General features: G+C 55.2%; 18 protein-coding genes. 7 read left to right on the top strand and 11 right to left on the bottom strand.

Annotated elements, in window-relative coordinates; translation table 11 throughout:
• Position 1: 1 nt before the first annotated feature.
• From Q31a_RS22005 to Q31a_RS21990, 4 genes are all read left to right on the top strand, one after another.
• Positions 2 to 1,177, top strand: a complete 1,176-nt coding sequence (locus Q31a_RS22005) for a two-component system sensor histidine kinase NtrB (protein ID WP_145082627.1) — start codon at positions 2 to 4, stop codon at positions 1,175 to 1,177.
• Positions 1,170 to 1,526 carry a response regulator gene (locus Q31a_RS22000; RefSeq protein ID WP_145082625.1) on the top strand — a complete coding sequence of 119 codons (357 nt, stop codon included), beginning with the start codon at positions 1,170 to 1,172 and terminating at the stop codon, positions 1,524 to 1,526. Before Q31a_RS22005 ends, Q31a_RS22000 begins: the two co-directional genes overlap by 8 nt.
• Before the next feature lie 145 nt (positions 1,527 to 1,671).
• The gene (locus tag Q31a_RS21995) at positions 1,672 to 2,763 is read left to right on the top strand and encodes a two-component system sensor histidine kinase NtrB (protein ID WP_197355503.1); all 1,092 of its coding nucleotides are present in this window, start codon (positions 1,672 to 1,674) and stop codon (positions 2,761 to 2,763) included.
• Between the two features lie 262 nt (positions 2,764 to 3,025).
• Complete coding sequence (locus tag Q31a_RS21990; protein WP_145082620.1) at positions 3,026 to 4,477, top strand: sigma-54-dependent transcriptional regulator; 1,452 nt, start codon at positions 3,026 to 3,028, stop codon at positions 4,475 to 4,477.
• An 864-nt stretch (positions 4,478 to 5,341) separates the two neighbouring features.
• On the opposite strand, the gene Q31a_RS31195 is transcribed toward Q31a_RS21990, so the two are convergent.
• Entirely contained in the window at positions 5,342 to 5,467 is a 126-nt protein-coding gene (locus Q31a_RS31195; protein ID WP_261342684.1) for a hypothetical protein, read from the bottom strand.
• 14 nt (positions 5,468 to 5,481) lie between these two features.
• On the opposite strand from Q31a_RS31195, the gene Q31a_RS21985 reads away from it, so the two are divergent.
• Positions 5,482 to 6,531: a dihydroorotate dehydrogenase-like protein gene (locus tag Q31a_RS21985; protein WP_145082618.1), complete on the top strand. Its 1,050-nt coding sequence runs from the start codon at positions 5,482 to 5,484 to the stop codon at positions 6,529 to 6,531.
• A 14-nt stretch (positions 6,532 to 6,545) separates the two neighbouring features.
• On the opposite strand, the gene Q31a_RS21980 is transcribed toward Q31a_RS21985, so the two are convergent.
• From Q31a_RS21980 to Q31a_RS21940, 9 genes are all read right to left on the bottom strand, one after another.
• A complete protein-coding gene (locus tag Q31a_RS21980; protein ID WP_145082616.1) occupies positions 6,546 to 7,583 on the bottom strand; it encodes an NADP-dependent oxidoreductase in 1,038 nt (345 codons plus the stop codon).
• A 536-nt stretch (positions 7,584 to 8,119) separates the two neighbouring features.
• Positions 8,120 to 10,198, bottom strand: coding sequence for a glycogen debranching protein (locus Q31a_RS21975; RefSeq protein WP_145082614.1), 2,079 nt, complete (start codon positions 10,196 to 10,198; stop codon positions 8,120 to 8,122).
• Positions 10,199 to 10,302: 104 nt separating this feature from the next.
• On the bottom strand, positions 10,303 to 12,651 hold the full coding sequence (locus Q31a_RS21970) for an ABC transporter permease (RefSeq protein ID WP_145082611.1): 2,349 nt from the start codon (positions 12,649 to 12,651) through the stop codon (positions 10,303 to 10,305).
• Positions 12,648 to 13,784, bottom strand: coding sequence for an HlyD family secretion protein (locus Q31a_RS21965; protein ID WP_145082609.1), 1,137 nt, complete (start codon positions 13,782 to 13,784; stop codon positions 12,648 to 12,650). Before Q31a_RS21965 ends, Q31a_RS21970 begins: the two co-directional genes overlap by 4 nt.
• Positions 13,785 to 14,167: 383 nt before the next feature.
• On the bottom strand, positions 14,168 to 14,740 hold the full coding sequence (locus Q31a_RS21960; protein WP_145082607.1) for a histidine phosphatase family protein: 573 nt from the start codon (positions 14,738 to 14,740) through the stop codon (positions 14,168 to 14,170).
• Entirely contained in the window at positions 14,741 to 17,119 is a 2,379-nt protein-coding gene (locus Q31a_RS21955) for a phosphoketolase family protein (protein ID WP_145082605.1), read from the bottom strand.
• 51 nt (positions 17,120 to 17,170) lie between these two features.
• A complete protein-coding gene (locus Q31a_RS21950; protein WP_145082603.1) occupies positions 17,171 to 18,367 on the bottom strand; it encodes an acetate/propionate family kinase in 1,197 nt (398 codons plus the stop codon).
• On the bottom strand, positions 18,364 to 20,913 hold the full coding sequence (glgP, locus tag Q31a_RS21945; RefSeq protein ID WP_145082601.1) for an alpha-glucan family phosphorylase: 2,550 nt from the start codon (positions 20,911 to 20,913) through the stop codon (positions 18,364 to 18,366). Before glgP ends, Q31a_RS21950 begins: the two co-directional genes overlap by 4 nt.
• A 2-nt stretch (positions 20,914 to 20,915) precedes the next feature.
• Entirely contained in the window at positions 20,916 to 21,275 is a 360-nt protein-coding gene (locus Q31a_RS21940; protein ID WP_145082599.1) for a SpoIIAA family protein, read from the bottom strand.
• 397 nt (positions 21,276 to 21,672) lie between these two features.
• On the opposite strand from Q31a_RS21940, the gene Q31a_RS30430 reads away from it, so the two are divergent.
• The gene (locus Q31a_RS30430; protein WP_197355501.1) at positions 21,673 to 21,837 is read left to right on the top strand and encodes a hypothetical protein; all 165 of its coding nucleotides are present in this window, start codon (positions 21,673 to 21,675) and stop codon (positions 21,835 to 21,837) included.
• Positions 21,838 to 21,987: 150 nt separating this feature from the next.
• Positions 21,988 to 24,660 (top strand): hypothetical protein, encoded by a 2,673-nt coding sequence (locus Q31a_RS21935; protein WP_145082597.1) that lies wholly within the window; start codon positions 21,988 to 21,990, stop codon positions 24,658 to 24,660.
• A 257-nt stretch (positions 24,661 to 24,917) separates the two neighbouring features.
• Here Q31a_RS21935 and Q31a_RS21930 read toward each other — a convergent pair whose 3' ends face one another.
• A complete protein-coding gene (locus tag Q31a_RS21930) occupies positions 24,918 to 26,840 on the bottom strand; it encodes a heavy metal translocating P-type ATPase (RefSeq protein WP_145082595.1) in 1,923 nt (640 codons plus the stop codon).
• Positions 26,841 to 26,862 lie beyond the last annotated feature (22 nt).

Raw genomic sequence — 26,862 nt, 5'->3', positions numbered from 1 at the left:
CATGATGGAACGCGAACACGCCTTACTGAAGTCTATCCTTGAGACGGCGGTTGACGGGATCATTGTTATTGATGCAAGGGGTAATATTGAGTCCGTCAATCCGGCAACCGAGCGACTGTTTCATTTCACCCAAGCTGAGCTGGTGGGGCAGAATGTCAAAATTCTGATGCCGGCACCGTATCGTGAAGAACACGATGACTACTTAGAAAATTATCACGAAACCGGCCAACGCAAGATTCTGGGAAGCGGTCGTGAGGTGACCGGTCAGCGGAAGGACGGTAGTACGTTTCCGTTGCATTTGGCGGTCAGCGAAATCAACGTGGGCGACAGGACGCTATTTGCAGGGATCGTTCGAGATATTACCGATTTGAAGGAAGCGCAACGAGAGTTGACCGAACTGAATGCGAGTCTCGACGAACGCGTCAGGCAGCAGGCGTTAGAGTTGCAGGCAGCCCAAGCGGAATTGGTGCGCAAGGAAAAGTTTGCGACGCTCGGACAGATCTCGGGCGGGATCGCGCATGAAATTCGCAATCCACTAAACGTGGTGAAGACTTCCGCCTACTATTTGCTGAATGCAAAAACACCAACGCCCGAAAAGGTGCGTGAACACTTGGAACGCATCGATCGCCAAGTCGGGATGATTGACAACGTCGTCACGGCGCTTGCGGATGTATCGAGAATGCCTGATCCGGAGGTGCGCCCTTGGGAGATTCAAAGCCTGGTGAGGGATGTGATCGCTAGCACGAACATACCGCAGGGGATGGTCATCGACGAGCAATTGCCCGCCGGCTTTCCTCGAGTTCTCGTCGACGGAAATCAGCTATCCATCGTGCTGCGAAATCTCGTCCGAAATGCGTTGGATGCCATGCCTAACGGGGGAACTTTGACCGTCGTGGGCACCGCCGATGAGCAAGGCGTGACGATTGAGGTTCGCGACACTGGATCTGGGATTTCTCCCGACGATCTAGAGCGCATTACCGAACCTTTTTTCTCCACTAAACCGAGAGGTATGGGGCTCGGGTTAGCAATCACCAAAACCATCCTGGAAAAGAATCGAGGCACAATTCGCGTTAGCAGCGAATTGGGGAAAGGGACCCAGTTCTTCGTTTCTCTACCAATTGCAGAAGGTCCGACGACGAAACCTACAGCCACATATGGGGTAACGGCCGATGACTGAAAAGCGTGTCTTGATTGTCGACGACGATGACGACATTCGAGCCAATATTAAGGATATCCTAGACGAACTGGGCTTTCAGACCGATACGGCCCAAGATGGCGCCGAAGCGCTGCGGCTAGCCGGCCATCATCAGTACGACGTCGCACTGTTGGACTACCAAATGCCCGGGATGGACGGGGCAACTTTGCACAGCGAGCTACTGAAAATTCAGCCGAACATCGTATCGATTATGGTGACTGCCTTTGCGGGGGCTGATGGCGCCAAACGTACCGTCGACCTCGGAGTGCGACGTATTCTGAGAAAGCCTGTGAATCTCGACGAGCTATTGCCGATGGTTGCCGAAGCCTAAAGCTTGCAAAATCTGTGGGCGCAGTTGCAAAGCACGACGCCTGGGGGGCGAAGGAGGCCTGAAAACCAGGGCGAATTGCCGAAATGGTACCGCGATTGCGATGATGTTTGCGTTCCGGAGACGCAACCACAGGATGAAACAAGCCATGCAATCCAATGCATACCCCATTCGCCAAAACCGCCTTGCAAATTTGTTGATCGACGCATCGCCAATTGCAATGGTAATGACCGATGCGCAGGGAACGATCGTTCTGGTCAACCGAATTGCTGAGTCCTGGTTCGGCTATCTCGAAGATGAATTGGTCGGCAGATCGCTGGAAACACTGGTGCCCGACGACTACCGCAGCGCCCATGTGTCACAGCGAGCGTGCTTTATGTCACAAACGCGCGCTCGACCGATGGCTGAAGGACGCCGCGTGCAGGCAAAACGTAAAGACGGTACGCTATTTCCCGTCCAAGTCACGTTGCATCCGCTGACAATTGGGGCGGACCAAATGATACTCGCAAACGTTACGAATCTGGGGGCCAATCCGGACGAAGAAAAGCGAATTCAGGGCGAAAAACTGGCAGGAATTCTGGAAATGACCACTGGTTTGACGCACGAGACCAACAATGCGCTTCAACGGGCACGCTCCTGCCTCGACCTGCTTCAAATGGATCTATCCCACAATCCCGAGTTGATGAATTTGACCGACCGGATCCGAGAGGCGTTGCAGGACCTCCACAAGAACTTTGAAGAGGTGAAAAACTATGCCGCACCGATCAAACTGAAGCTCTCACGCAGAATTAATCTGGGGCAACTTTGTCAGACCGTCTTCGACGAACTCACCGAATCCTCAAACATCCAGCATTCTCTGTCGATTAAGACAGATCAATCGTATGGTCGTCTGTGCATCGATGTCCCGAGGATCGGACAAGCATTGCGAGCCGTTTTGTCGAACGCACTTGCGGCAAGCCCGACGGGCGCGAAGATTGAGTTTTCCTGTCAAACGTCGGGAGCAAGCAGTGGACAATCCATTGAAATCATCATCCGCGATTATGGTCCTGGATTTTGCGAAAACATAGCAAATCGGTTGTTCGAGCCGTTCTTTACCACCAAGCAACGCGGTACTGGACTTGGGTTAGCCGTCTGTCGACGGGTCGTTGAAGCTCACGATGGCACAATCACCGCTGAGAATCACCCCGCTGGTGGCGTTCTCGTCCGCATCACCATGCCTTACGAACCGTGCGGAGGCTAGTCAGCGAACATTCGGGGGGCAGTGGCCAGCAATCGGTGATTCATGCCGTGCAGCATCGCGCAAGTGTGCCATAATACGCCCAACGCAATATATTCCAGTGCTCCGCCAACGTAAACGCTTGGAGTTCCCAGAACGGACCATGCCTGTGTTGAAACGCAACTTGCCCCGAAATCTCCAGCGGATCACGTCAGCGGAACATGAGGCGTGCACCCGCTCCGGACATAACCACTAACTCTGCTGAAAACGCCCAAAAAGAATGGCTATGACAGAAACACCGATGAAGATTTTGCTGGTTGAGGATGAAGACGACTTTCGCAACTCGTGTGTTCGATGGATGCTACGGAAGGGCTATGAGCCTACGGGGGCCTCGAGCGCGGCTGAAGCGCTGAGTTTGTTGGACCGGGCGTCATTTGATGTGGGCGTGTTCGACATGAACATGCCGGGCATGTCTGGCCTGGAATTGCTACAGCGGATTTCGCAAGACAAGATTGAAATCGAAGTCATCATGCTGACCGGTCAAGGCACTATCGAAACGGCCGTCTCGGCAATGAAGATGGGAGCTTGTGATTTCTTGAGCAAGCCTTGTTCGCTGGGCGATCTGGAGAATCATTGTTTGATGGCCCGAGAACGGGGGGAACTGAGGAAGGAAAATAAGCAACTGAAAGCTGTCATTTCGCGACAGCGTCCCACGGCAAAGTTGATCGGGGATTCGAGACAGATGCGCGATCTCAGTCGCATGATCGACAAGATAGCCCCGACCGACAAGCCGGTCTTGCTCGAGGGAGAAAGTGGTACCGGAAAAGAAGTCGTGGCGAGATTGATTCAGCAAGCAAGCCCGCTTCGTGACCAACCGTTCGTGACTATCAACTGCGCAGCACTGCCAGAGAATTTAGTGGAGAGTGAGCTATTTGGCCATCAGAAAGGTTCGTTTACTGGAGCTACGGCGGAGAAACCAGGACTGTTCGAGATAGCGGACGGCGGCACCATCTTCATTGATGAAATTGGCGAGTTGCCTCTCGCGTTGCAGCCCAAACTCTTGCGTGTTTTGGAAGATGGTTCGATGCGGCGCGTTGGGTGTCATCGTGAACGCAGAGTGAGCGTTCGTGTGATCGCCGCCACCAACCGTGATTTGGCCAGCGAGGTCAAAGCGGGCAACTTTCGCGAAGACTTATACTATCGAGTCAATGTGCTGTCATTGGTGCTGCCCCCCCTCAGAGAACGCGAGGGGGATGTCGACCGATTGCTCGAGCACTACTTACCCCCGCCTTGGCATGTGGAACCGGCGGTTCGCGATTGTTTGAACCGGTATCCTTGGCCTGGGAATATTCGCCAGCTGATCAATGTCATTCAGCGTGCGACAATCCTCGCGGACAACCATGACATCACCTTGGACGATTTGCCAACCGAGCTCACCGACTTCGAAGGTGGTGCAATGCCCAAGTTAGGGCGGGCACCCAATACAGCCACCGAGGATCAAGATTTGAAACAGGCTGAGCTGAGGAACAAGCAAGCTGTGTTGGGAGAACCCGAATTTGCATTGGATGAAGTCGCCCGCATGCACGTTTTGGAAGTCCTCAGACGCGAAAACGGAAACAAGGCGAGCGCCGCGCGTAAACTGCGGATTCATCGCCGCAAGCTTTATCGATTGTTAGAACGGTACAGCCAACCCGACGATGGCGATCGAGACTCCATCACCACATCCATCCTGGGCTAAGAGACCAATCGGTAGCGATACTCCGACTTGTCAGGAACAACGTCTCGATGCAGCTAGCATTAAGGCCAGCGACTCTGCGACTCTGCGACTCCGCGACTCCGCGACTCTGCGGCGTTTTAGCGGGCGCTGGCAATCGGTCAGCCAAGCTCGGTGTCGAATGCTTCAATATTCGCCGCCCACGTACCTTTCGTCTAGAAATGTGCCCAGGGGGACTTCCGGCTGGGACAATTAGCGTCAAGTGTGCATCACGGCACACCACAAAACCGCATTTTGTCACCCAAGACGCTTTTCTTATGGTTGGCACCCCGCTTGCACTACTGGTGGCTCGTGACGGAGGGACGCCATGTGCGTTTCGGAACATGGGCGAGGTTCCCTAATACGCGGCTCGTGGCGAGTCTGGCTGAGGTAGCACCCGCAGCATACGGTAAACGGAGTTCGGGGCGATCAGGGCTTTGTCTGCCACAGCGAACGTTGGTTCGACGAACTCAATTTGCCTTGTACGTCTAGCGAAGCAGTTGCTAGAGCTAGGAGTGCAGCCGAATTTGGTGGGGGACTTCACAGCGCATGGAGGATTCTGTTTTTGAATGACGAATGGCGGGAGTCATCGTGACGCGCATCCTTGGGGGGCCTGGTGGCTCCAGCCACGGAAATGATCAGGTAAGGCACCGCTGCTGGGGAACGCACTTGGACAGGCTGAGAAAAATCCGCCGCAGCAAATCCACCAACAATTTTGCAAATAGTTACCGCCTAAGATCTGCACCTTCGAGTTGTTCACGTGTCTGTCGGTCCAGGGTCTCGTCCAAACAGGAAAGTGAACTCGATGAAACAATTGTCCACAATCCGGCGGCTTTCAAAGCGGACACACTAATCCATCAACAATCGATGGCCTGCCAGCCATTGCCCCACGCCGAATACGACTTCGTTGCCGGTGTTCCCGATCTGCTCAAAGCCGTCGGTCGATTTTGACGGTCCTTTTCCACTTACTTTCAACCTTGAGAATTACCATGTCGATGAGTTTGAAGGCCAACTATGGCGGATTGAAATTGGCGTCACCCGTTGTCGTGGGGGCGTGTGCAATGACAATGCAGGACCCGGCACGCGTCGCCATTCAAGCGGCCGGTGCCGGCGCGATCGTGTTTCCATCGCTGTTCGAAGAGCAGGTGATTCAATGGACTAAGGCGAACGGTCGCTCCATAACGGAATCCGAACAACGTCTGCTGGACCGCGCCGGTCGAACTCAAGCCAACTGGGCGTGTCCTGACGCCCAGTCGTATCTTTCCATGGTCAATCGTGCAACGGTGACGCAATCCATCCCCATCATTGCAAGCTTGAACGGCTACACCGCAGGCGGCTGGGTGGACTTTGCTGGCGAGTTGCAAGAGGTTGGTGCGGCGGCGATTGAGCTGAACGTACACCACTCGCTTGCTCGTGAGTACAAGAGTTCAGCGGAGATTGAAACGACAATCCTCGATGCGGTGCGTGATATCAATGCAGCCATTAGCATCCCATTGTTTGTGAAGCTGGGCCGCAACTTTACGAGTATTCCACACCTTGCTACGCAACTACTATCGGGCACGCAGGGCCTCGTGCTCTACGGGCGAGCACCGGAAGTGGATATTTGCCTGGACACACTCAAGCCAGCGTCCAAGTGGAAGCTCACACGTGCCGGCGTTGGGACCGAATCTCTAGAGACTCTCATGCAGGTCCATGGATTCTGTCCAGCCATGGCGCTTGCGGCCAGTGGTGGAGTTGCCCAAGCCGACGATCTGATCAAAGTCTTGTTGGCGGGAGCCGACGTAGCGATGGTAACCTCGGCAATTTATCGCGAGGGCCCGGACGTCATCCGCACGATGCTGGACGGCCTACGCGTTTTCATGGAGAAACACCACATGCGATCTCTTCGCGACCTGCAAATGCAGCGACCGCTCGAATTCAGCGGCGACGAAGAGCGTGCCGCCTACATCGACGCGCTCTCGTCGCGGCTCGATAGCTCCGGCGCCGAACCGGCCAAAGCGTCTCTGCACTCCGATCGTTGGGGCCACGTTACTGAATGAGTGCAACGGAGTGGCTAGTGTTCGTCGCCAACGCGGACAGTGAGCTTGCCAAAGTTATCACCTTCGAGCAAGCCGATGAATGCGTCTGGCGCTCTCTCCAGTCCATCGACGACATCTTCGAGAATCTTTACTTTGCCTTCCGAGACCCAAGGCGTCATGTTCTCGAGAAATTCACCAAACCGCGAACCGTAGTCTTCAAAGATGATGAAGCCTTGTGCCTTGATGCGTCGAACCAAAAAGGTCTGCATCAACATGGGCAATCGATCCGGACCGGCAGGTGGCTCGGTGTCGTTGTAGTGGGCGATTAAACCACAGATTGGAATGCGAGCCTTGGCGTTCAAGAGCGGAAGGACTGCGTCGAAGACTTTGCCGCCGACGCTTTCAAAGTACACGTCGATGCCCAGCGGGCAAGCGTCAGCGAGTTGCTGAGAGAAATCCTCCGCGTGGTGATCCAAGCACATGTCCAAGCCAAAGTCCTCCACTCCGACTTTGCACTTCTTCGGACCGCCTGCGACTCCTACGACACGGCATCCCTTTAGCTTGGCTATCTGCCCCACGACGGAGCCGACCGCACCGGTCGCAGCAGCCACCACTACCGTCTCACCGGATTGTGGGCGTCCAATATCGAGCAACCCCATGTAAGCCGTGAAGCCGGGCATTCCCAGAACACCTAAAGACCTGGATGGATGTTCCAGATTTTGCCCTAACGTAATGAGACCTTGCCCACCCGACACTGCGTAATCCTGCCAGCCTGAATTGGCCAACACCCAGTCACCCGGTGCAAAGTCAGAATGCTGGGATTGCTCGACAATGCAAACCGTTCCACCCACCATCACTTCGCCAAGCTCAACCGGTGGAGCGTAAGAGGCTGCGTCACTCATGCGCCCCCGCATGTAGGGATCAAGCGACAGGTAAACCGTTCGCAGCAACACCTGCCCATCGGCGGGGACTGGCAAGCTGGAGGTTTCCATTCGAAAGTTGTCGGGCCGTGGAGCGCCATGGGGCCGGGAGTTTAGTACGATCCTACGATTGGTCTGGCGTGATTGAGACATGTTGCTCTTTTCTTTGGTTGGGAGTATTGGATCTACGAAGTGACTGCAATGCTCATGCCATTGCCAATCGCGAAACTGCGTACGCAAAACATCGGGCTGATAGGGCGGATTCTTATCCAAGTTGGCATGGAATGGATGCTACATTCCGTAGGAGGACGGTGAGGCTTACGCAATTGAGGGAGTTGTCGATTCGAATCGCCCACCTTCATGTGGTTCCTCAGAAGGCACATCGCCCGGCAATCGAGCTGATTGCTTCCCAACCAAACTCGCGGTGGATGAAGCATCGGAAGAGGAGTCAGCTGGCATCGAATCCTTAGGCCTGGGGGCACGATCGCTTGAACGGCTTGTCGATTTCGTTGCATCTTCTAATGCAAAGCCAAAATCGCACCCCTATATTGAATTGTCAGCAACGAATCCGGCCTTCGCGCACGCGGTGAGTTACTATTGCAACAAGCCGTGCAGATTGTGACGCCGTCGTCTGTGTTGGCGTTCCGGCTTTCATGCAGTCGATCCCTGCCGCAGGGGAGTAGCTAGGGCTACGCCTTGCCAGGAGCAGGTGCCTCTGCACTTTGCAGGACGACGACGCTTCGAGCTGCTGTTTGATAGTTTGTCTCTTCGATTGGAGCGGTGAGCTCTAGTGTGATATCTGTTGGACTCGGCCGGGAAGTGTCGACGGCTAGGTGCCAAGTACCGGGCGCACCGGCTTGAATGCCAAACGTGGCTGGTGTGGCTGCGGCATTGATCATGACGTAGAGGTCTGTATCGTTTTGGGATCCGCCGTGGAGGCAGTAGGCGAGTTGCTGGGAAGTAGGGGACATATCGACCAAGTAATCTGTTCCATACCACTTGATGTCCTCTCGCCAAAACCTTGATCGGCTGATCGAGGGATGGCTTCGGCGGAAGGCAATCATGTGTTTGACGAAACGGTGCACGTCTTGATGGATCGCTTGGCGACTCCAGTCTAGCCAGCTCGTTTCATTGTCTTGGTTGTAGGGGTTGGTGTTTCCGCCTTGCGTTTGCAGAAATTCATCCCCCATGCGAAACATTGGCGTGCCATTGGAGAGCATCAGCAGGCAGATGAAGTTCTTGATTTGTTGTTTCCGCAGTTGGAACACCTCGGGAGGGACGTTTTCGTCGCCCTCCCAGCCACTATTCCAACTCGATTCACTCGCGCCGTCGGTGTTGTTGTGGCCATTGGCCCAGTTGCGTTTGTTGGTGTAGGTAACGAGATCGTACAGCGTGGATCCATCGTGGGACGTGATGTAATTGATGCTTAGCGGAGGTTGGTAGGCGTGAAAACGATCATCGGGGAAGAGGTCGGCGCTACCGTAGATCCTAGTCATCAAGTCGGATACCAAACCGGGATCACCTCGGACGAAGCGTTGCAGGGTATCGCGATAGTGGGCGTTCCACTGCATCCATCGCTGCCCGGGGAATTTTGAACCAAGTTGGAATTCGCCTCCGGCATCCCAAGGTTCGGCGATGAGTCGATTGTTGGTTAAGTCGGCGTTGGTGCCGATCTCACTGATAATCGGTGGGTCATCGAGATTGATCGAGCCATCGCTGCTGCGCGTGAAAATGGACGCGAGGTCGAAGCGGAACCCGTCGACGTGCATTTCGCTGTCCCAAAATCGAAGACTGTCAACAATGTGTCGGCGAACGGCTCGGTTGGCGGTGTGTAGCGTGTTTCCCGTACCGCTGTAGTTAGCAAATGGTGCCTCTGCATTGCCGGTTATGATGTAGGCGGAGCTGTTGTCGATCCCTTTGAAGCTGTAGGTCGGTCCAGTCTGATCGCCTTCGCAAGTGTGGTTGTAGACGACATCCAAGATGACTTCGATGCCAGCCGCATGCAGTGCCTTGACCATCGTACAGAATTCGGCCTGGACTTTGCAGGCAGCTGGGTCCGTGGCGTAGGCATGATGGGGTGAATAGAAGTTCAGTGGCATGTACCCCCAGTAGTTGTCGTCGTCCGGATCAAACTGGAACACGGGCATTAGTTCAACGGCAGTGATCCCAAGGTCGACGATGTACGGGATCTTGTCGACAATGCCTAGGAAAGTGCCACGATGGGACTCGGGCACACCGGAGCTTGGGTGCTGCGTAAACCCCTTCACGTGCAGCTCATAGATCACCAATTCGCTGTTGTGCCGTGGTTGCTTGTCGTCTTGCCAATCAATTTCGCAGAGCTGCGTTGGAAGTACGCCCAGCGGTGCTTGGCCAGCATTGGAGCCCGGGCGGCAAGCAGCTTGGCGGCTGAAGGCATCGGGAAAGTAGACACTGCGGGCACAGGGATCGAGCAACACTTTTTCGAAGTCGAAGCTGTGCCATTCGAATTGCCCCTGCGGTGCTGGTCCATCGACCCGGTAGGCGTAGTACGCGGCGTCCGCCGCATCGGCCCTGCTGATCCGGCAATGCCACACCGGACCCGACTTGTTTTTCAGGTAGTCCATCGCGTATTCGAAAACGGGATGGACTACGTCCTGCTTCGAGTACAAGAGCAGGTGAACTGCTTCAGCGTGTTTGGAGTAGAGCGAAAAGTTGTACGCGTTGTCTTCGGCGACCCAGTAGGCTCCGAGCGGATAGGGCGTGCCTTCAATCTGTTCCCATTGATTCATGATTGTCCGTTTCTGTGTACTCTTGTCGCTAGCGTTGTCAGACCTCGGATGCTCGCCAAGTGCTCCCTGTTTGGTGCCGTCGGCTACACCCCAAGTTACCCCGTCTATCCACTGATTCGCTTTTGGAATCGGGCCACGCTCAAGGTAAGAACGACCACGCCGCAAATCGTCAGCCCTAGCACCCAGGGCATCAGGTCCACGAAGTCAGCGCCCCGTAAGACTACGCCTCGCAGGATTTCAATATAGTAAGTCACTGGAATGGTGAACGTTATTAAGTAGATCGGTAGGGGCATTTCACTGCGTGGAAAAACAAATCCAGATAACAAGACCGATGGCAGCATGATGACGAACGCGAACTGAAACGCTTCGAGTTGCGTCTTAGCGATGGTCGACACCAGCAATCCCAGAGCGAGCGAACACACCATGAACAACATCGATAATACGAGCAACAATGTGATGCTTCCGCGGATGTTGACATGGAAAACGTAGATCATGACCACCAAGACGATTAAAAACGACAGAAATCCAACCAAGGCGTATGGCAAGAGCTTGCCGAGCAGCAGTCCCTTGCGGCCGACGGGAGTTACAAACAGTTGCTCGAGCGTGCCAAGTTCGCGCTCACGTACGACGGCAAAGGAAGTTAGGAATAGCGTGACCAATTGCAGGATGATCCCGACCAAACCAGGCACAAAGAAATGGGAGCTGTCTAGATCCGGGTTGTAAAGCATTCGCGTCCGCACCTCGATGGGCAAGACGCCTTGACCAGATGCGTTGCGGGCTGGTGCTAATTGCAGCGCATCGCCTTTGGCTCTGGCCATCTGAATGGACAAGTTCATGCCGAGAAGTTGTGCGGTACTCTGCGCCGTTGTCGCGACTTGAGAATCGCTGCCATCAATCAAAACTTGTAGCTTCGTTTGTTCGCCACGCAGCAATTGATCGGCATAATTAGGGGGAATGCGAATTCCGACTTTGGCCCGTCCCGATGACAGCGCTCGCTGAAAGGATTCTTCGTCCCGCACCTGTGCGTCAATGCGAAAGCGACGCGTGTTCTCGAATGCGGCGGTTAGCTCTCGCGATATCTGTCGGCCATCCATATTGAACATGACCGTTGGGATGTGCTCAATCTGAGTATCGATCGCATATCCAAAAATTATGGTCTGCATCGCTGGGATCACCAGCATAAAAAACAACGTCGTCGGTTGCCGGCGGATATGAACCAGTTCCTTGAGCAACACAGCCCACAGTCCCGTCCATGAGTTTCGGTGCGGCTTTGCTGGCGATGCGGCATTGGGAACAACCCCGGAACGTACTCGGGAAAAGGGCTTAGCAGCCCTGGATGTCGCAGGAGGGGCTGCGGCGGTAGCCGCTGGCGGAGGGGGAGCGGCTAGGGTTGGCGAAGAAGTTAGGGCTGGTGGAGCGGCTAGGGCTGGCGAAGAAGTTAGGGATGGTGGAGGAGTTGAATCCTTGGTGGCGAGGTCGGCGTCGGGAACGCTCGGGGGAGCTCCTGGTTCAATGCTTTGCTTCTCGGCGTTGCTCGTCAAGGTTACGAAGACATCTTCTAAACTCGGAGAGATCTTGCGCGTCTCCGCCGACGGTGGTAACTCCAATTGGCTAAGAATCTGCCGGGGTGAATGCGATTGGTCCATTAGCAGGTGAATCGTTTCGCCGAAAAGCGTCGCGTCATGGACCTCGGGTAGACGGCGCAAGGCGGCGAGATGTCGTGCCGGACTTGGCAGACGAATTTCGTACCGTTGCGTGCCTGCAGGATTAACTTCGGGGAGCTGTTTCAGTTGGTGAGGCTTACCCAGTACAAGCAAGTGAGACTGATAGATGTAGCCGACCTCAGTACATCGTTCTGCTTCGTCCATGTAGTGCGTGGTGACGAACAGGGTGACTCCCCGACCCGACAATTCGAACAGCAAATCCCAGAGGTGTCGCCGTGCAACGGGATCAATTCCGGCGGTCGGTTCATCCAGGAATAGAACCTCCGGTTCATGGATCAACGAGCAAGCTAAAGCCAGTCGTTGTTTCCAACCACCTGAAAGCGTATCTGCCAACTGCGGTAGTCGGTCTTTCAGGCCGGTCAGGCTGAGTACGTCTTCGCGTCGCTCAGCCAAACGCTCCCGATCAAGCCCGTAGATCCGACCATAGAAATCAAGATTTTCTTGTACCGAGAGATCGCCATAGAGGCTGAATTGCTGGGACATGTAACCGACACGCGGTTTGATCTGTTCTGCGTCGCTGCGCACATTCAGTCCGAGCACACTGGCGTCACCCTTACTGGGCGGAAGAATCCCCAGCAACATGCGTATGATCGTCGATTTTCCGCTTCCGTTGGGCCCCAATAGTCCGAAGATTGAGCCTCGATGTACCTGGAATGAAACATCCTGCACGGCCACAAGCGTACCGAACGACCGAGACAGGGAACGCACGTCAATGATGGGAGTGTTCATTCTCCTCCCCCTGCTTGCTCCAGCCAGACATCGGCCATCATTCCCGGGCGGAGCAGGTCTCGTCGATTTTCAATGGCCACTTTGAAGCGAAAAACTTGTTTGGATCGCTCCTCCAGCGTCTGAACATTGTTAGGCGTGAATTCAGCTTGGCGAGCAACAAACGAGACCGTGCCTGTAAACGGCTCGTCAGGGTAGGTGTCGACGGTAACGCGAACGGTCTGCCCTACTTTGATGCCAATGCGGTTTTGGGGCACATAGGCCCGCACCCAGAGATTGTCTTTGTCCAACATTGATAACACCGGCGCTCCCGCGGCCACCATGTCCCCTGGCTGCAGATCAAGCGATTCAATTGATCCATCAATAGGACTCTTGATGTTGAGCTCTTCCTTTTGTTGACGAATTGCTTCCAATGCGGCTTGTGCTGCATCTCGAGCGGCTTGGGCCTGCTCTATCTCCTCGGCGCGGTAACCATGCTCCATCAATTGCCAAGCCTGATACGCCTCCTCTAGGCGCGCTGCAGCTTCGCGCAGCTCTTCTTTACGCGTACCCGCTTCGAGTAGATTCAACTCCTGCTGTCGAACGACAACATTGGCCGCTGCGGCCTCCAGGGCCTCGCTAGCGGCCTCAACCTCTTGTTGGGACACCGCATTCTCTAGGACAAGCTGCTCGACTCTCTTAAACGTTTGCTCGGCAAGCTTCCTTTCGACTTGAGCCATTGATAAACGCCCACGTGCAGCCTCAATTTCCGCCTGTCGCGCTCCCGCAGCCAGCAGGTCAAGCCTTGCCTGCAGTTGTTCGAACCTGGATTTTGCTTGAGCCTTTTCCTCGTCGCGGAATCCATTGGAAAAGCGCTTGTAGTCGGCCTCTGCAGCCGCCAGCGAAAACTCCAGTTGCGCTTCTCGCTCCAGCAGGTCAAACGGTTCTAACTCAACCAGCACTTCGCCAGCCTGAACGGGTTGCCCCTCTGTGACTTGAACATTTGCGACGCGTCCGCCCACACGAGAACCAAGCCGGATTTCGTCGGCTTCGATGAACCCCGAGACTCGCGCCGCCTCTGGGGTCCATTGACTGTAGAAGACCAGAAGTAGAAGGGCACTGATGGCCAACAGTAGAAGTGGAAATCGCTTTGTCATGGTACTTTAGGCTCAGTCTTTGAATTCGATGGAAACAGCGATGCTCATAGAGAACTTATCACGCCCCTTTTGTTCTCGGTTGGATTCTCTCGAATTTTCAGTACCTGTTCAACTTCCAGCGGTCGCGGCCCAGAGCGTACATCCGGTTTGCTGCGGACCTGATAGCCGGTTGGAGCCAATAGGATACCGTACACGGCGATGCAGGACGCGAACACCTGCTTGCCAATTCCAGCAAAGCCTCGAATGGTCTGCAAGATGTGTGGACACAATCGGGGCTAGAGTACGCGTCGCGAAGTCGTCCGAATTGGGCTTCCTTCTTGCGGGCTCCCGCTTCGAAAAACTTCGCTACCATTCGACGTTGGATTTTCTTCCTGGCGCGACGACTAGCTGTTCCACGCCTCAATCGCAGGTTCGTCAACCCGTTCGTGCTGGAAGCACAGCACACTGAGTGAGGCGGTATGCAGGATGAAGTGCTGGCCAGTTTGGACAGGCAAGCCAATCCAGCGAACGCCCAGCACCCGTCCAAAATGGCTGTGCGAGAACAACGCAATGTTGCCATCGAGTTGTTTCAAGCGTTCAATCAGCCGATCGGCGCGAGCCGATATCTGGTCGGGCGATTCTCCATTGGGACAACCGTCGCGGAACAGATTCCAATCTGGATGCTCGCGAGATACGTCGGCGTGCGTGTGCCCTTCGTAGTCTCCGTTGTCCCACTCGGTCAAATCCGCTTCGCTCTGGGCGTGTTCGCCGCAACCGGCCAGTTCACAGGTCTGGCGAGCGCGCTGCAGCGGACTGACCCACACCTGCTCGAAATTTATCGCGCGAAGCCGCTGCCCCAGTTGGCGGGCTTCGTGCTCGCCATGAACGGTCAGAGGAATATCAACGCGCCCGGTGTGTTGCCCCGATAACGACCATTCAGTCTCACCGTGTCGCATCAGGTAAAGCCGTAGTGCCATCTATGGAGTACTCCATTTCCAATCGCGAATCTCCGGCATATCCCGTCCCTCTTTACGGATGTATTGCGAGTGCTCGACAAGCTTGTCAGCTAGTTTTCGCTTCAAGGCTTGTCCCTTCTCACCCGTCTGCGGTAACCGATCGATCGTATCCATGGCTAAATGAAAGCGGTCCAACTCGTTGAGCACGGTCATGTCAAACGGTGTGGTAATGGTGCCCTCTTCCTTGTAACCACGAACATGCAAGTTGCGGTGATTGTTACGGCGATAGGTCAGTTGATGGATCAACGATGGGTAAGCGTGAAACGCGAAAATTACCGGTTTGTCGCTAGTGAACAAGGCGTCAAAGGCTGGATCACTGAGCCCGTGGGGATGTTCGGAATCGGGTTGCAGTTTCATCAAGTCCACCACATTGACGACGCGAATTTTTAGGGTCGGTAAGTGCTCTCGCAGAATCGAAACGGCGGCCAACGTTTCCAGCGTCGGTACGTCTCCAGAACAAGCCATTACGACGTCGGGATCGCCACCGTCCTCATTGCTGGCCCAATCCCATATCCCGATTCCTTCGGCACAATGCTTTTCGGCTGCTTCCATCGTCAACCACTGTGGTGCCGGATGTTTACCAGCGATCACGACGTTGACGTACTGCCGACTTCGCAAGCAGTGGTCCATGACCGACAGTAGGCAATTTGCATCCGGCGGAAGGTAGACCCGCACGACTGACGCTTTCTTGTTGACCACAAGGTCGATGAAGCCAGGGTCTTGATGGGTGAATCCGTTGTGGTCCTGTCGCCACACGTGTGAGGCCAGCAAGTAATTGAGTGAAGCGATCTTATGCCGCCACGGTAGGCCGTTGGTCACCTTCAACCACTTTGCATGCTGATTGAACATCGAGTCGACGATGTGAATGAATGCTTCGTAGCAATTGAACAGCCCGTGCCGACCGGTCAACAGATAGCCTTCCAGCCATCCCTCGCATTGGTGTTCGCTGAGCATTTCGACCACGCGACCGGCGGGAGCCAGGTGCTCGTCATTCTCTTCCATGCGGGCATCCCATTGCCGCGATGTGACGTCGAAAACCGCTTCCAGACCGTTGGAGGCCGTTTCGTCCGGGCCAAAGACGCGAAAGTTTTTCTGCTCGGTATTGAGCTGAACCACATCGCGGATGAATCGCCCGAGTTCATGCGTATCGCCGATACCGCGGATGCCGGGCTGTGGAACGTTCACTGCGTAATCTCGGTAATCGGGCATCTTTAGATCACGGAGCAATTTGCCACCGTTGGCATGAGGATTGGCGCCCATCCTTCGTTCGCCTTGAGGCGCAAGTTCGGCAAGTTCCGGTTTGAGCTGACCGGATTCTTCAAACAGTTCCTCGGGGCGATAACTTCGCAGCCAATCTTCAAGCAACTTCAAGTGTCCCGGGTGAGTCTTGGGATCGGATAAGGGCACTTGGTGCGAATGGAAAGTACCTTCGATGGGTACGCCGTCGACTACTTTGGGGCCCGTCCAGCCCTTGGGGGACCGGAGAACGATCATTGGCCAACGTGGCCGCGTCAAGTTTCCATTCTCTCGCGCGTCGCGTTGGGCAGACTTGATCTGTTTGATGCAAAGGTCTAACGCCGCCGCCATCGCTTCATGCATCAACTCGGGGTCGTCGCCTTCGACAAAATACGGGGTCCAACCGTAGCCGCGAAACAGTTGTTCAAGTTCTTCAGGCTCGATGCGGGCCAGCACGGTTGGATTGGCGATTTTAAAACCGTTGAGATGCAAGATCGGTAGCACCGCACCGTCGGTGGCGGGATTGAGAAACTTGTTGGAATGCCAGGCGGTAGCCAACGGGCCCGTTTCCGCTTCGCCGTCGCCGACGACACAGGCGACGATCAGATCGGGATTGTCGAACACCGCGCCGAACGAATGGCTCAGCGAATAGCCCAGCTCGCCCCCTTCATGAATAGACCCCGGACACTCTGGCGACGCGTGACTGGGGATGCCGCCCGGAAAAGAGAACTGAATACACAATTTCCTCAGGCCAGCTTCATCCTGACTGATTTCAGGATAGATTTCGCTGTAACTACCTTCCAGGTAGGTGTTCGCGACCACCGATGGACCTCCATGACCTGGGCCAGAAACATAGATCATATCGAGGTCAAATTGTTTTATGACACGATTCAAGTGGGCGTAAATGAAATTCTGGCCTGGTGTCGTTCCCCAGTGCCCAAGCAGCATATGCTTGACGTCGGACAACTCCAGGGGGCGTTTGAGCAGCGGGTTGTCATGCAGATAGATCTGCCCCACGGATAGATAATTGGCGGCTCGCCAATAGGCATCGATGTTATGCAGCAGTTCAGGGGTGAGCGTTCGTTGTTTGTTAGTAATATTCATAGCTAGGTTCCTTGGTTGGGGAGGTTGGCTTGGGTAGAAAGTCGGGAGAATTTACAGCGACAGATCTAACCTCCTGACGATCTCCTCTACCGAATGGGCGATCATGATCTCCTCGTCAGTTGAAATAACTTTCACGTTGACGCGGGAAACTTTTGAGGAAATGGAACTCGCGTTTTCTGCATTGCGTTCCTCGTCCAATTCGATACCTAAACATTGCAGTTCACGGCAGATGGATGCCCGGATTCCAGGAGAGTTTTCCCCCACGCCGCCGGCAAACACGAGGGTGTCGAGCCCTCCGAGAGCGGCTACAAAGGCACCGATCCATTTCTTGGCCTGGTAGCAAAACAGTTGGATTGCCTCGGCGGCGCGGAAGTCGCTGGATTCGATTGCCAGTAGGTCACGCATGTCAGAACTGGTTTCGGAGACACCCAGCAAGCCTGATTCGTGGTTCACCATTCGATGAAATTGGTCGGGCGTCATCCCCTCGACTTGTGTTAGGTAATGAAATAGCCCTGGATCCAGATCACCGGTTCGCGTCCCCATCGGCAGGCCGGCTGACGGCGTGAACGCCATACTGGTGTCGATGCACTGGCCGTTGCGAACGGCTGCCATGCTTGCGCCGTTGCCCAGGTGGGCCAGAATGACGCGACCGCTGACCGCTGCTGGGTCGCCAAGCCGACGGAGTTCCTGGATTAGGTAGGCATAGGATAAACCATGAAAACCGTACCGCTGTAGGCCTTGGGCCTCATATCGGCGAGGAATCGGAAGCAACGTCGCCACGCGCGGCATCGTGCGATGAAACGCAGTGTCAAAACAAACCACTTGCGGTACACTCGGGATGTGTTTGCGAAACGCTGCGATGATCGAAAGTTCGCCGGGCAGATGTTCAGCTGCGTAGGGACAGATGCGATGCAATTCGTCTAACATCTCAGGTGTCACAATCTCAGGCTGCGTGCGTTGCATGCCGTGAACGATGCGATGTCCGATCGCAGCGACATTCGAGAGGATGTTTTGAGATTCAAGCCAATCCAGCAGGAATTCGGCTGCGGCCAAGTGGTCTGCCGCTGCTACCTCCACTGTTTGGGGAGCAGCGCGTTCGGTTTCGCTGAACGTCAGACGCGTTCCGTCGCAGCCGATACGGTCGAGCTTTCCAGTCAGTCCACGGTGCAAGGAAGGTTTGAGATGAAACACCGCAAACTTGATACTCGACGACCCGCCATTGATGGTTAAAATGTGATGGTCGTTCATCGCTGCCACCGAATCAGATCCAATTCCAATGGCACGCTGACACCTTTGTGGTGAGGGATGATGCGTGGTGTGAAGTCGGTCGTCGGCCGTGTGGCCAGCACGCTCGCCTGATAGGTCGCCCAGTTGGATTCCGGATTTCTCGACGAATCTAAACGATTCATTGCTTGGCAAACGACTGGGAACGCTTCCTGCGCGTTGGCATACAACTCTACTTGTATGAAACTGGCGTCGAGGCCATCCAAGTACACGTCGACTTCAAAACGGAGTTCATTTCCGATCGGCTCCACCCGCAGTTCACCGAACTTTAACGACTCCCATTTCTCGCGTACCGAGCGTTCCCAGTGAACGATGTTCGTCCCCACCGTACCGCCTAGTTTTGTGCGATCGCTGAATGCGGCCGCGGCAGGTAGGTAGTGTTGCTGGGTGTATTCACGAACGGTGCGAACGGCGGAGAACTGCGGCGCCAACTGTGACATGCTGGCCCGCATACGGGCCAGCCACTGTGTCGGAATGCCTTGCTCGTTCCGTCGATAGAACTCGGGGACGACCTCCTCTTCCAGCACTTGGTAGAGCTGTTCTGCTTCGACGGCATCCCAGGTTGGATCGTCGCCGTGCTCGTGGCCATCGCCGATTGCCCAACCGACTTCTGGTGTGTAGGCTTCGGCCCACCAACCATCTAACTCGGAAAGATTGATTCCGCCGTTGACTAGCACTTTCATACCGCTGGTTCCACTGGCCTCCCAGGGACGCCGTGGCGTGTTGACCCACACGTCACAGCCCTGGACGAGGTGTTCGGAAAGCAGCATGTCGTAGTCGCTTAAAAAGATCACGTGCTGTCGCGCGATCGGATGCCGGATGAATTCGATCCACTGGCGTATTAGGTCCTGTCCTGCTTGATCTGCCGGATGGGCTTTGCCAGCGAGGATCAGTTGCACCGGGCGCTCTGGATTCGTTAGCAAACGCAGCAACCGAGCTGGATCCCGCAGCAAGAGGTTCGGCCGCTTGTACGTCGCGAAACGTCGAGCAAAGCCGAGTGTCAAAGTGTTGGGATCGAACAGATGCTTGGCCGCTTCGACATCTTCCGGCGAGGAGCCCGAGGCTGCGAGTTGACGGGCCAAGCGCTGGCGGGCGTATTCGATCAGAGAGTGCGCGGAATCGATACGGAATTGCCACAGCGATTCATCCGTAACGCGGCCAATATCACACTCCAGCGTTTGGCTCATACCGAGCCAGCGGTCTTTTCCACACGATCGGGTCCAGACGCGATCCGCAGCCGCTGAGTCCCAGCTTGGCATGTGGACGCCGTTGGTCACGTGGCCCACGGGCACTTCCTCTTCCGGCCAGCTGGGAAACAAAGGCGTGAACATGCGGCGGCTCACTTCACCGTGTAAACGGCTGACGCCGTTGACTCTGCCACTTCCTCGGATTGCCAGGTGGGCCATGTTGAATAGCTCGGATGGATCCTTGGGGTCTTGCCGACCTAGTGCTAACAGGTCTTCAACGGAAATCCCAAGTTTTTCTCGCGCGTAACGCCCAAGGTGCTGCTGGATCAAGTCTGGTGAAAAGCGATCAAATCCGGCAGGGACCGCAGTATGCGTCGTGAATAGATTGCCGGCTCGCGTCACCGCCAACGCGACGTCGAACGGTTGGCCCGATGTTTCCATAAAGCCACGAGCACGTTCCAGTACGGCAAAGGCGGCATGGCCTTCGTTCAAGTGGCAGACCTCGGGAGTGATCCCCAGCTCTGTGAGCAATCGCCACCCGCCGATACCCAAAATTAACTCTTGCTTCAGTCGAAGCTCTGGGCCACCACCGTAAAGTTCGCTCGTAAAGCCTCGTTGTGCTGGAAAGTTAGCGGCATCGTTGCTGTCGAGCAAGTACAAATTTGCGCGACCGACTTTCACTTGCCAGGCGCGCAGCCATACAGAGTAGCCCGGCAATTCAATTTTCAACCGCAACCATTCGCCGTTGGCATCACGCAGGGGCCGTATGGGCAACTGCCCGGGATCGTTATACGGATAGAGGGCGTATTGCTGCCCCGCATCGTCGATGGACTGGCGAAAGTAACCTTGCTGAAACAGGAGCCCTACCGCCACCACTGGCACTCCCAAATCACTGGCTGCCTTAAGCTGATCGCCAGCGACGTTTCCAAGGCCTCCCGAGTAAATCGGCAGCGCTTCGCTCAGCATGTACTCCATGCTGAAGTAGGCGGCGCATTTCAACGGAGAATCAGTATGCGTTTGTTGAAACCAAGCCGGCTGCTCAGCAGTTTGTTTCCGCTCGTTCCACAATTCGTCGACCGTCTTACGAAAATCAGCGTCGCTCAGTACATGCTCGATTCTCTGCCGCGAAACGGTTTGCAAGACAACCCACGGGTTGTGCGTGATCTCCCACAGCTCCGCATCGAGCCGCCGCCAGATCTCATCGGTTGCGTGATTCCATGCCGAACGAAGGTCCAACGCCAATTCAGCCAGCGTTTCGAATCCGTCGATTTCGACCGGCAGGAGGTCATAAACCGGATGCACATTCCGTGGGTTAGCTGACATCTCTATTCCCCTAACCACTGGCGAGCTTGGTCGATGTCACTCGTGTCGAAGTAGCGAACGGAAGCTGTCGTGAAAGGTTTGCAGAATACAGCCATGCCATGTTCCCACTTCTTGTCGCCCACGATTGCGAGACGTTCGATGTCGTTGAAGTGCTTGACGTCGAACTTGATATCTTCCCAGAGTGCGGCTGCATCCCAACCATGGAAATCGTGCATCTCGAATAGAATTCGCACTTTGCCATAGGTTTCAATCTGCCGCTCGACAGCCGGCGTGAAAAGGTCGTAGGCAGCGCGGTCCAACTTACCAGAGACGCGGATCTCCAACAAGTTTCCCGCTTGAAGTTCGGTGAGTTCAACAGACATGACAACTACCTTTGGCGTGAGTGGATCGAATCACCAACGTTCGGCGGAACGCTCGCTGATGCCATGTTGCAACTATGATGCCAACAGCGCAATGGCACACGGGAACCCGTTCGGCTGCTCGCGAAGGCAATTTGCCGACCAACTCCAGAGTGGAGAGGCTGCATTCAGTCGGCAAGTGTCGCCAACGCACACCGTCGTGCCAATCTGCACAGATGAGGTTTAGGAACCAACAATCCCACTTCTACTCCGGGCCAGCCACGGTAAAGAAATGGATGCCACTCGCCGGATAGCAGTAATTCGGTTCGCGGCGTGGCAACGGACCCATGAGGGAAAGTTGCATCAGGCATGCAAAATAGATTACCTTGTGCTGGTGGCTGCGCTCACACGAGATTGCGCTGTGACGGATAAGTTTAGCAATGGTTTGGGCGTCAAGCTGGACGGCTTGTTGATTGAAGAGTGTTTTCGGTTTTACCGCATAGGCTGCTACGCCGAGTACCCTGAAGCGGCGACTGCGCTTCCTGGCTCACGTAGTGGGGCACTATTCCAACAAGCGGTGGAATGACGGTGTGGCCGCCTCTGGGTGGAACGCCTCTGGGGCAGTGCAAATCATCCGCTTGCAAGTTTCCGTCAGTTCAGTGAATTTTGGCTAGGCTGTAGCGGCTCGTAGAATTTTGAGATCAATATCGACTCCCATTTCGTTGGATCTATAAGCATGCGTCCCTGTGTTGCCTTCTCATTTTTGACGGCGGTTGTTTTAAGCACCATCTGTGTGGCTGAGTGTCAGGCTCAGGAGTTGATTTGGGTCGAAGGCGAGAACGCCGTGTCGGACACCATGCAGGACAATGGCTGGTATAACTCAGTGCGAAAGACGGAACTTTCCGGAGGAGCGTGGCTGTCGCATTTTAAGGGGGGCGAAATGCCGGTCGCCACCTACCATTTTGAGGCGTCTGTTGCCGGTGAGCACGAATTTTGGTTGCGAGCCAATCCCGTCACCGCTGAATTACGAGTACGAATCAATGGCGGAGATTGGCAGTCGATTTCTCTTGCGGAAAACGAACAGAACATCAATATTGCCAGCGATGGGAGGCCCGACTTGCGCTTTGTCGCTTGGGTTAAAGCTGGCATGCTTCCGCTGCAAGCTGGTGAAAATGTGTTGGAAGTTCGATTCGAAAGTAAAAACAACCATCACGGTGGATTGGATTGCTTCGTTCTTAGCCGCACACCGTTCCTGCCTCAGGGGAATCGCAAGCCGGGCCAGAAGCTGGGCCTGGCCGATCCGGGCAAGTGGGCGTTTGAACCCGATCGTGATCTGTTTTCCACCGAGGCGTTGTTGGATCTGTCGTATCTCAATGAGAAACCTGCTGGTAAAAACGGACGCGTGCGTCGATCGCCAAACGGAGCTGACTTTGTAGACGGCTCTGGCAAGCCACTGCGATTTTGGGCTGTCAACACAGGAGTTCAGTTTCGTGACGATGTGGCTGTTGTGGATGAACATGCTCGCTGGCTGGCGAAACGCGGCGTCAATATGGTGCGTCACCATGGACATCTTGCACCGGGGCCTGGGGCGCCATTGACCGACGTCAATCAGGAAGATATCGACGCAGCCTGGCGGTTGGTGGGGGCCATGAAGAAGCACGGTATCTATGTCACCCTCTCGCCGTATTGGGCGGTAAGCGTCAAACCACAGCCAGCGTGGGGATTGAAGAGCTCAGATGGCGAAAACCTGACCGGATTGATCTTCTTTGATAAGCAACTTCAAGACGCTTACAAGGGGTGGCTCAGGGCATTGATGACGCGCCCCAATCCCCACACCGGAATTCCACTTGCGGAAGATCCTACGGTCGCCCTGTTTCAAATTCAGAACGAAGACAGCCTTCTGTTCTGGACTGAATCCTCGATCCAAGGTGAACAGCGCAAAGAACTCGCCCGACAATTCGGCGACTGGCTGGTGAAGAAGTACGGCTCGCTGGACAAGGCCACACAGGCTTGGGGCGGTGCGACTGGGGTGCAAGGTGATGATTTTAGCAATCGCACCGTAATGCCGCAGAAAATCTGGAATCTCACTCAGTCGCAGAGCGGCGCGATGGCTGCGCGATTCGACGACCAATTGCACTTCTACACGCAACTCATGTACGACTTCAACTTAGAAATCTCGCGTTTTCTAAAGGAAGATTTGGGCTACGATGGTCTCATCAACGCTGGCAATTGGCGCACCGCAGATTCTGCCAAACTGCTCGACGCAGAGCGGTATGCCTACTCTGCCAATGATGTGATCGGGGTCAATCGATACTACAATGGTGGCCAACATGCAAATCCCACGGAGAGTCACAAGGCTGGTTACTTGATCAGTGAAGGCGATACGTTTCGTGGCGAATCTGCACTCAAGCGGCCCTGGGATTTTCCGTTGGCGCTACGACAGGTTCAAGGCCACCCGATGATCATTTCTGAAAGTGCCTGGGTACCGCCGCTGCGCTACCAAAGCGAGGGCCCCTTTCTGGTTGCGGCCTACGGCGCTCTAACCGGCTTCGATATCTTCTACTGGTTCTCAACCGACGATATTGGGTTCGGCCCGCCCATGGGGAAGTGGCAGATCTCGTCGCCTGCGCAATTGGGTATGTTTCCGGCGGCCGCGTTAATGTTCCGACAAGGCTATGTCCAGCAGGGAAAGCCGGTACTGGTGGAACATCGAAGTCTGGACGAGGTTTGGTCGCGCACGTCACCGCTGCTACCGGAAGAGGCTGGCTTTGATCCCAATCGCGACTCACGCACTCCAGCCAATAGTGCGGAAGCTGCGGCACAGGGGCGAGTCACTCCATTGACGTATCTCGTCGGAGGGGTCGAAGTTGAGTTCTCAGAAGGCAAGACGGAACTAGCTGATTTGACGACGTTCATCGACTCAACGGCACGAAGCGTTCGCAGTATAACCGGCGAGTTAACGTGGAACTACGGTGATGGGCTGTGCACGCTGAACGCGCCCAAGGCGAATGGCGTCACCGGAAATCTGGCAGCAGCCGGACGAGTTGTCCTGGACGCACTCACGGTGGACGGTCGAAATCAATACGCCACCGTGTTGGCCGTAGCCGTTGACGATCAAGAACTCAGCAATTCTACGCAAGTTTTGGTTCAGATCGGCACGATCGCACGTCCCTACGGCTGGCAGACAACTCCAGACAAGGACGATTCCGAACGAATCACCGATCGTGGCGGTAGCCCGTGGAACATCGAGGATAGCGATATCGAAATTCAGTTAGCGAACCGAACGCTGTCGAAGGCAACCCAACTGGATGCGAACGGACTTGCCGTGAAAGACTTGACGATGCGACGCACACCGGACGGTCTGACTCTCAAACTACCGTCGGATGCAATGTATGTGCTGTTGAGGTAGGGAAAACAACGGTCGCGTCTAAGCTCTAGCGAAATGCGTTGTCGCTTCGTTCTGCATGCCAGCCCTGCCCCTCCTGCCCTGTCCCTGCAGCAGCCCCGTTTGCAGCTAAGGCAAAGTGCAACGCCAGCAGTTGGCCGCGAACCCTTTCTAATTTTCTTTCTCACCGCCCAAAGTGCTGCGGGCAACTTTGCCACTGCCCTGCAAAGCGCCACTATCCTAGAAAGAGATGGTACGCCGCAGCGCTCGATACCTGGTTGCTATAGATCGTGGATTACTTTGGGAGGAAAAGCGGCGCGTAGCGCGTTCAGTACTGCGGCGACGTCGATAAATTCCTGCAGGACTGCACCCACGACCGGTGTCAGGTAGCCGAAAGACGCAAACCCCATACCGATCACACTTAAAGCCATGCCGCCGACCGCACTCTGTAGTGCGATTGAGCGCATGCGACGGCTGATGTGCATGAACTCATCAACCTTCGTGAGTGAATTGTCCATAATCACGACGCCGGCGGCTTCGGCGGTCACGTCACTGTTCTGCCCAATCGCGATGCCCACCGTCGCAGCTATCATGGCGGGGGTATCGTTGATGCCATCACCCACGTACAGCGTCTTTGCGCGCGCCGTTTCCTGCAGCACGATTGCCAATTTCTGTTCAGGACTTTGCTCGGCAAAAATTTCTGTGATACCAACTTGGTTGGCTAGGTAGCGAACCTCCGATTCACGGTCGCCTGACAGAATCATCAGGCGATTGAATTGGTGGCGCGGGCCAAGATGCTTCACGAAAGAACGGCTATCGGTACGCGGCGCATCGCGAAATCGCAGGGTAGCAGCGTATTGGTTGTCGATGGCCACCACACACTCCAAGCCTCCAGCAACAGGAGGGATTTGATCGGCGCCCGCTACGTTTTGCTGAGCCGCCTTATTGCGACTCGTAATGAGGAGCCGACGCTCGGAAACCGTTCCCGTCAATCCTTTACCAGGTTGCTCGCTTACCTCTGTCGCTTCAGGTAGGTGAACTCCCGCCTTCCTGCCCGCCGCCAGAATAGCGCTCGCCAGGGGATGTTTCGAATAGCGTTCCAGGCTTGCGACCAAGGTTAACACGTCACGCTGCTCAAAACCGGGGGCCATGACCTGTTCCGTAAGCGTTGGTTCACCATAGGTCAGCGTCCCGGTTTTATCAAAAATTGCAGTACGGCAGGTGGTGATCTGTTCCAGTACGATAGGACTCTTGACGATAATCGCGCGTCGAGCACACAGCGAAATGGAGCCAATGATGGCGACGGGAATCCCGATCAGTAGCGGACAGGGGGTCGCGATCACCAACACCGATAGAAAGCGAGTGGCTTCGCCACTAACGCCCCAGGCGAGAAAGGCGATTGCTAGCGCAACTGGCGTGTAGATGGCACCCAGTCGATCTCCCAACCGCTGAAGTTGCGGGCGCTTCGATTCGGATTCACGCATCACTTCCATGATCTTGGCGTAACGCGAATCGGCAGCAATGTGCGTCGCGCGAATGGTCAAAGCCGTTTCGCCATTGATGGCACCCGAGATGACCTTTGAACCCGATGTCTTAGTGATCTGAAAAGGCTCACCGGTCAAGTACGATTCATCCATGACGCCACGCCCTTCGACGACCACTCCATCCACGGGGCAAACATCGTGCGGAAAGATAACCAACGTGTCGTTAACGGAAACGTCTTGCAATTCCACATCCTCGATGGTGGAGTCCCGTTTTCTGTGAGCGACTGACGGCATCCGCTTGGCAAGGGCCGCCAACACTGAAGACGCACTGCGCAGCGCGTACGACTCCAGTGCTTCGCCGCCGGAGAGCATCAAAACGATGATCGAACCTGCCAGGTACTCGCCCAATAGCACCGAGGTAATGATCGAAATTCCCCCCAGCAGGTCCGAACCAAACTCTCGCTGAAACAATTTCTTCAGCAGGTCGAATAGCAATGGGATACCGCCGATAACCAATATGGCCAACAGCGGAATATTGCCGATTCCCGTGGTGGTATGGATGCCAAATCGCATCAAGAGATGCAGGCAGATCGCAAAAATGGCCAAGGCCGCAATCACGAGTGACTTTCGGTTCCACCAATTAAGATGCTGATTCGCACGTGGTTTGGGAGATGAGGTCTGGGGGGGCCCAGCCTCGTGTGGCTTTTCGGTTGCGTTCATCAATTGGCTGCATCTTTCGTGA

Origin of the sequence: Aureliella helgolandensis (genome assembly GCF_007752135.1) — a bacterium.
GTDB lineage: Bacteria > Planctomycetota > Planctomycetia > Pirellulales > Pirellulaceae > Aureliella > Aureliella helgolandensis.
The sequence above is the reverse complement of the archived record's forward strand: the minus strand, read 5'-3'. Positions and strand labels throughout refer to the sequence as shown.

Bases quoted from the DNA above. Each gene is read 5' to 3' on its own strand.
- Q31a_RS22005 (WP_145082627.1), top strand. From the start codon at position 2: ATGATGGAACGCGAACACGCCTTACTGAAGTCTATCCTTGAGACGGCG.
- Q31a_RS22000 (WP_145082625.1), top strand. From the start codon at position 1,170: ATGACTGAAAAGCGTGTCTTGATTGTCGACGACGATGACGACATTCGA.
- Q31a_RS21995 (WP_197355503.1), top strand. From the start codon at position 1,672: ATGCAATCCAATGCATACCCCATTCGCCAAAACCGCCTTGCAAATTTG.
- Q31a_RS21990 (WP_145082620.1), top strand. From the start codon at position 3,026: ATGACAGAAACACCGATGAAGATTTTGCTGGTTGAGGATGAAGACGAC.
- Q31a_RS21985 (WP_145082618.1), top strand. From the start codon at position 5,482: ATGTCGATGAGTTTGAAGGCCAACTATGGCGGATTGAAATTGGCGTCA.
- Q31a_RS21980 (WP_145082616.1), bottom strand. From the start codon at position 7,583: ATGTCTCAATCACGCCAGACCAATCGTAGGATCGTACTAAACTCCCGG.
- Q31a_RS21975 (WP_145082614.1), bottom strand. From the start codon at position 10,198: ATGAATCAATGGGAACAGATTGAAGGCACGCCCTATCCGCTCGGAGCC.
- Q31a_RS21970 (WP_145082611.1), bottom strand. From the start codon at position 12,651: ATGAACACTCCCATCATTGACGTGCGTTCCCTGTCTCGGTCGTTCGGT.
- Q31a_RS21965 (WP_145082609.1), bottom strand. From the start codon at position 13,784: ATGACAAAGCGATTTCCACTTCTACTGTTGGCCATCAGTGCCCTTCTA.
- Q31a_RS21960 (WP_145082607.1), bottom strand. From the start codon at position 14,740: ATGGCACTACGGCTTTACCTGATGCGACACGGTGAGACTGAATGGTCG.
- Q31a_RS21955 (WP_145082605.1), bottom strand. From the start codon at position 17,119: ATGAATATTACTAACAAACAACGAACGCTCACCCCTGAACTGCTGCAT.
- Q31a_RS21950 (WP_145082603.1), bottom strand. From the start codon at position 18,367: ATGAACGACCATCACATTTTAACCATCAATGGCGGGTCGTCGAGTATC.
- glgP (WP_145082601.1), bottom strand. From the start codon at position 20,913: ATGTCAGCTAACCCACGGAATGTGCATCCGGTTTATGACCTCCTGCCG.
- Q31a_RS21940 (WP_145082599.1), bottom strand. From the start codon at position 21,275: ATGTCTGTTGAACTCACCGAACTTCAAGCGGGAAACTTGTTGGAGATC.
- Q31a_RS21935 (WP_145082597.1), top strand. From the start codon at position 21,988: ATGCGTCCCTGTGTTGCCTTCTCATTTTTGACGGCGGTTGTTTTAAGC.
- Q31a_RS21930 (WP_145082595.1), bottom strand. From the start codon at position 26,840: ATGAACGCAACCGAAAAGCCACACGAGGCTGGGCCCCCCCAGACCTCA.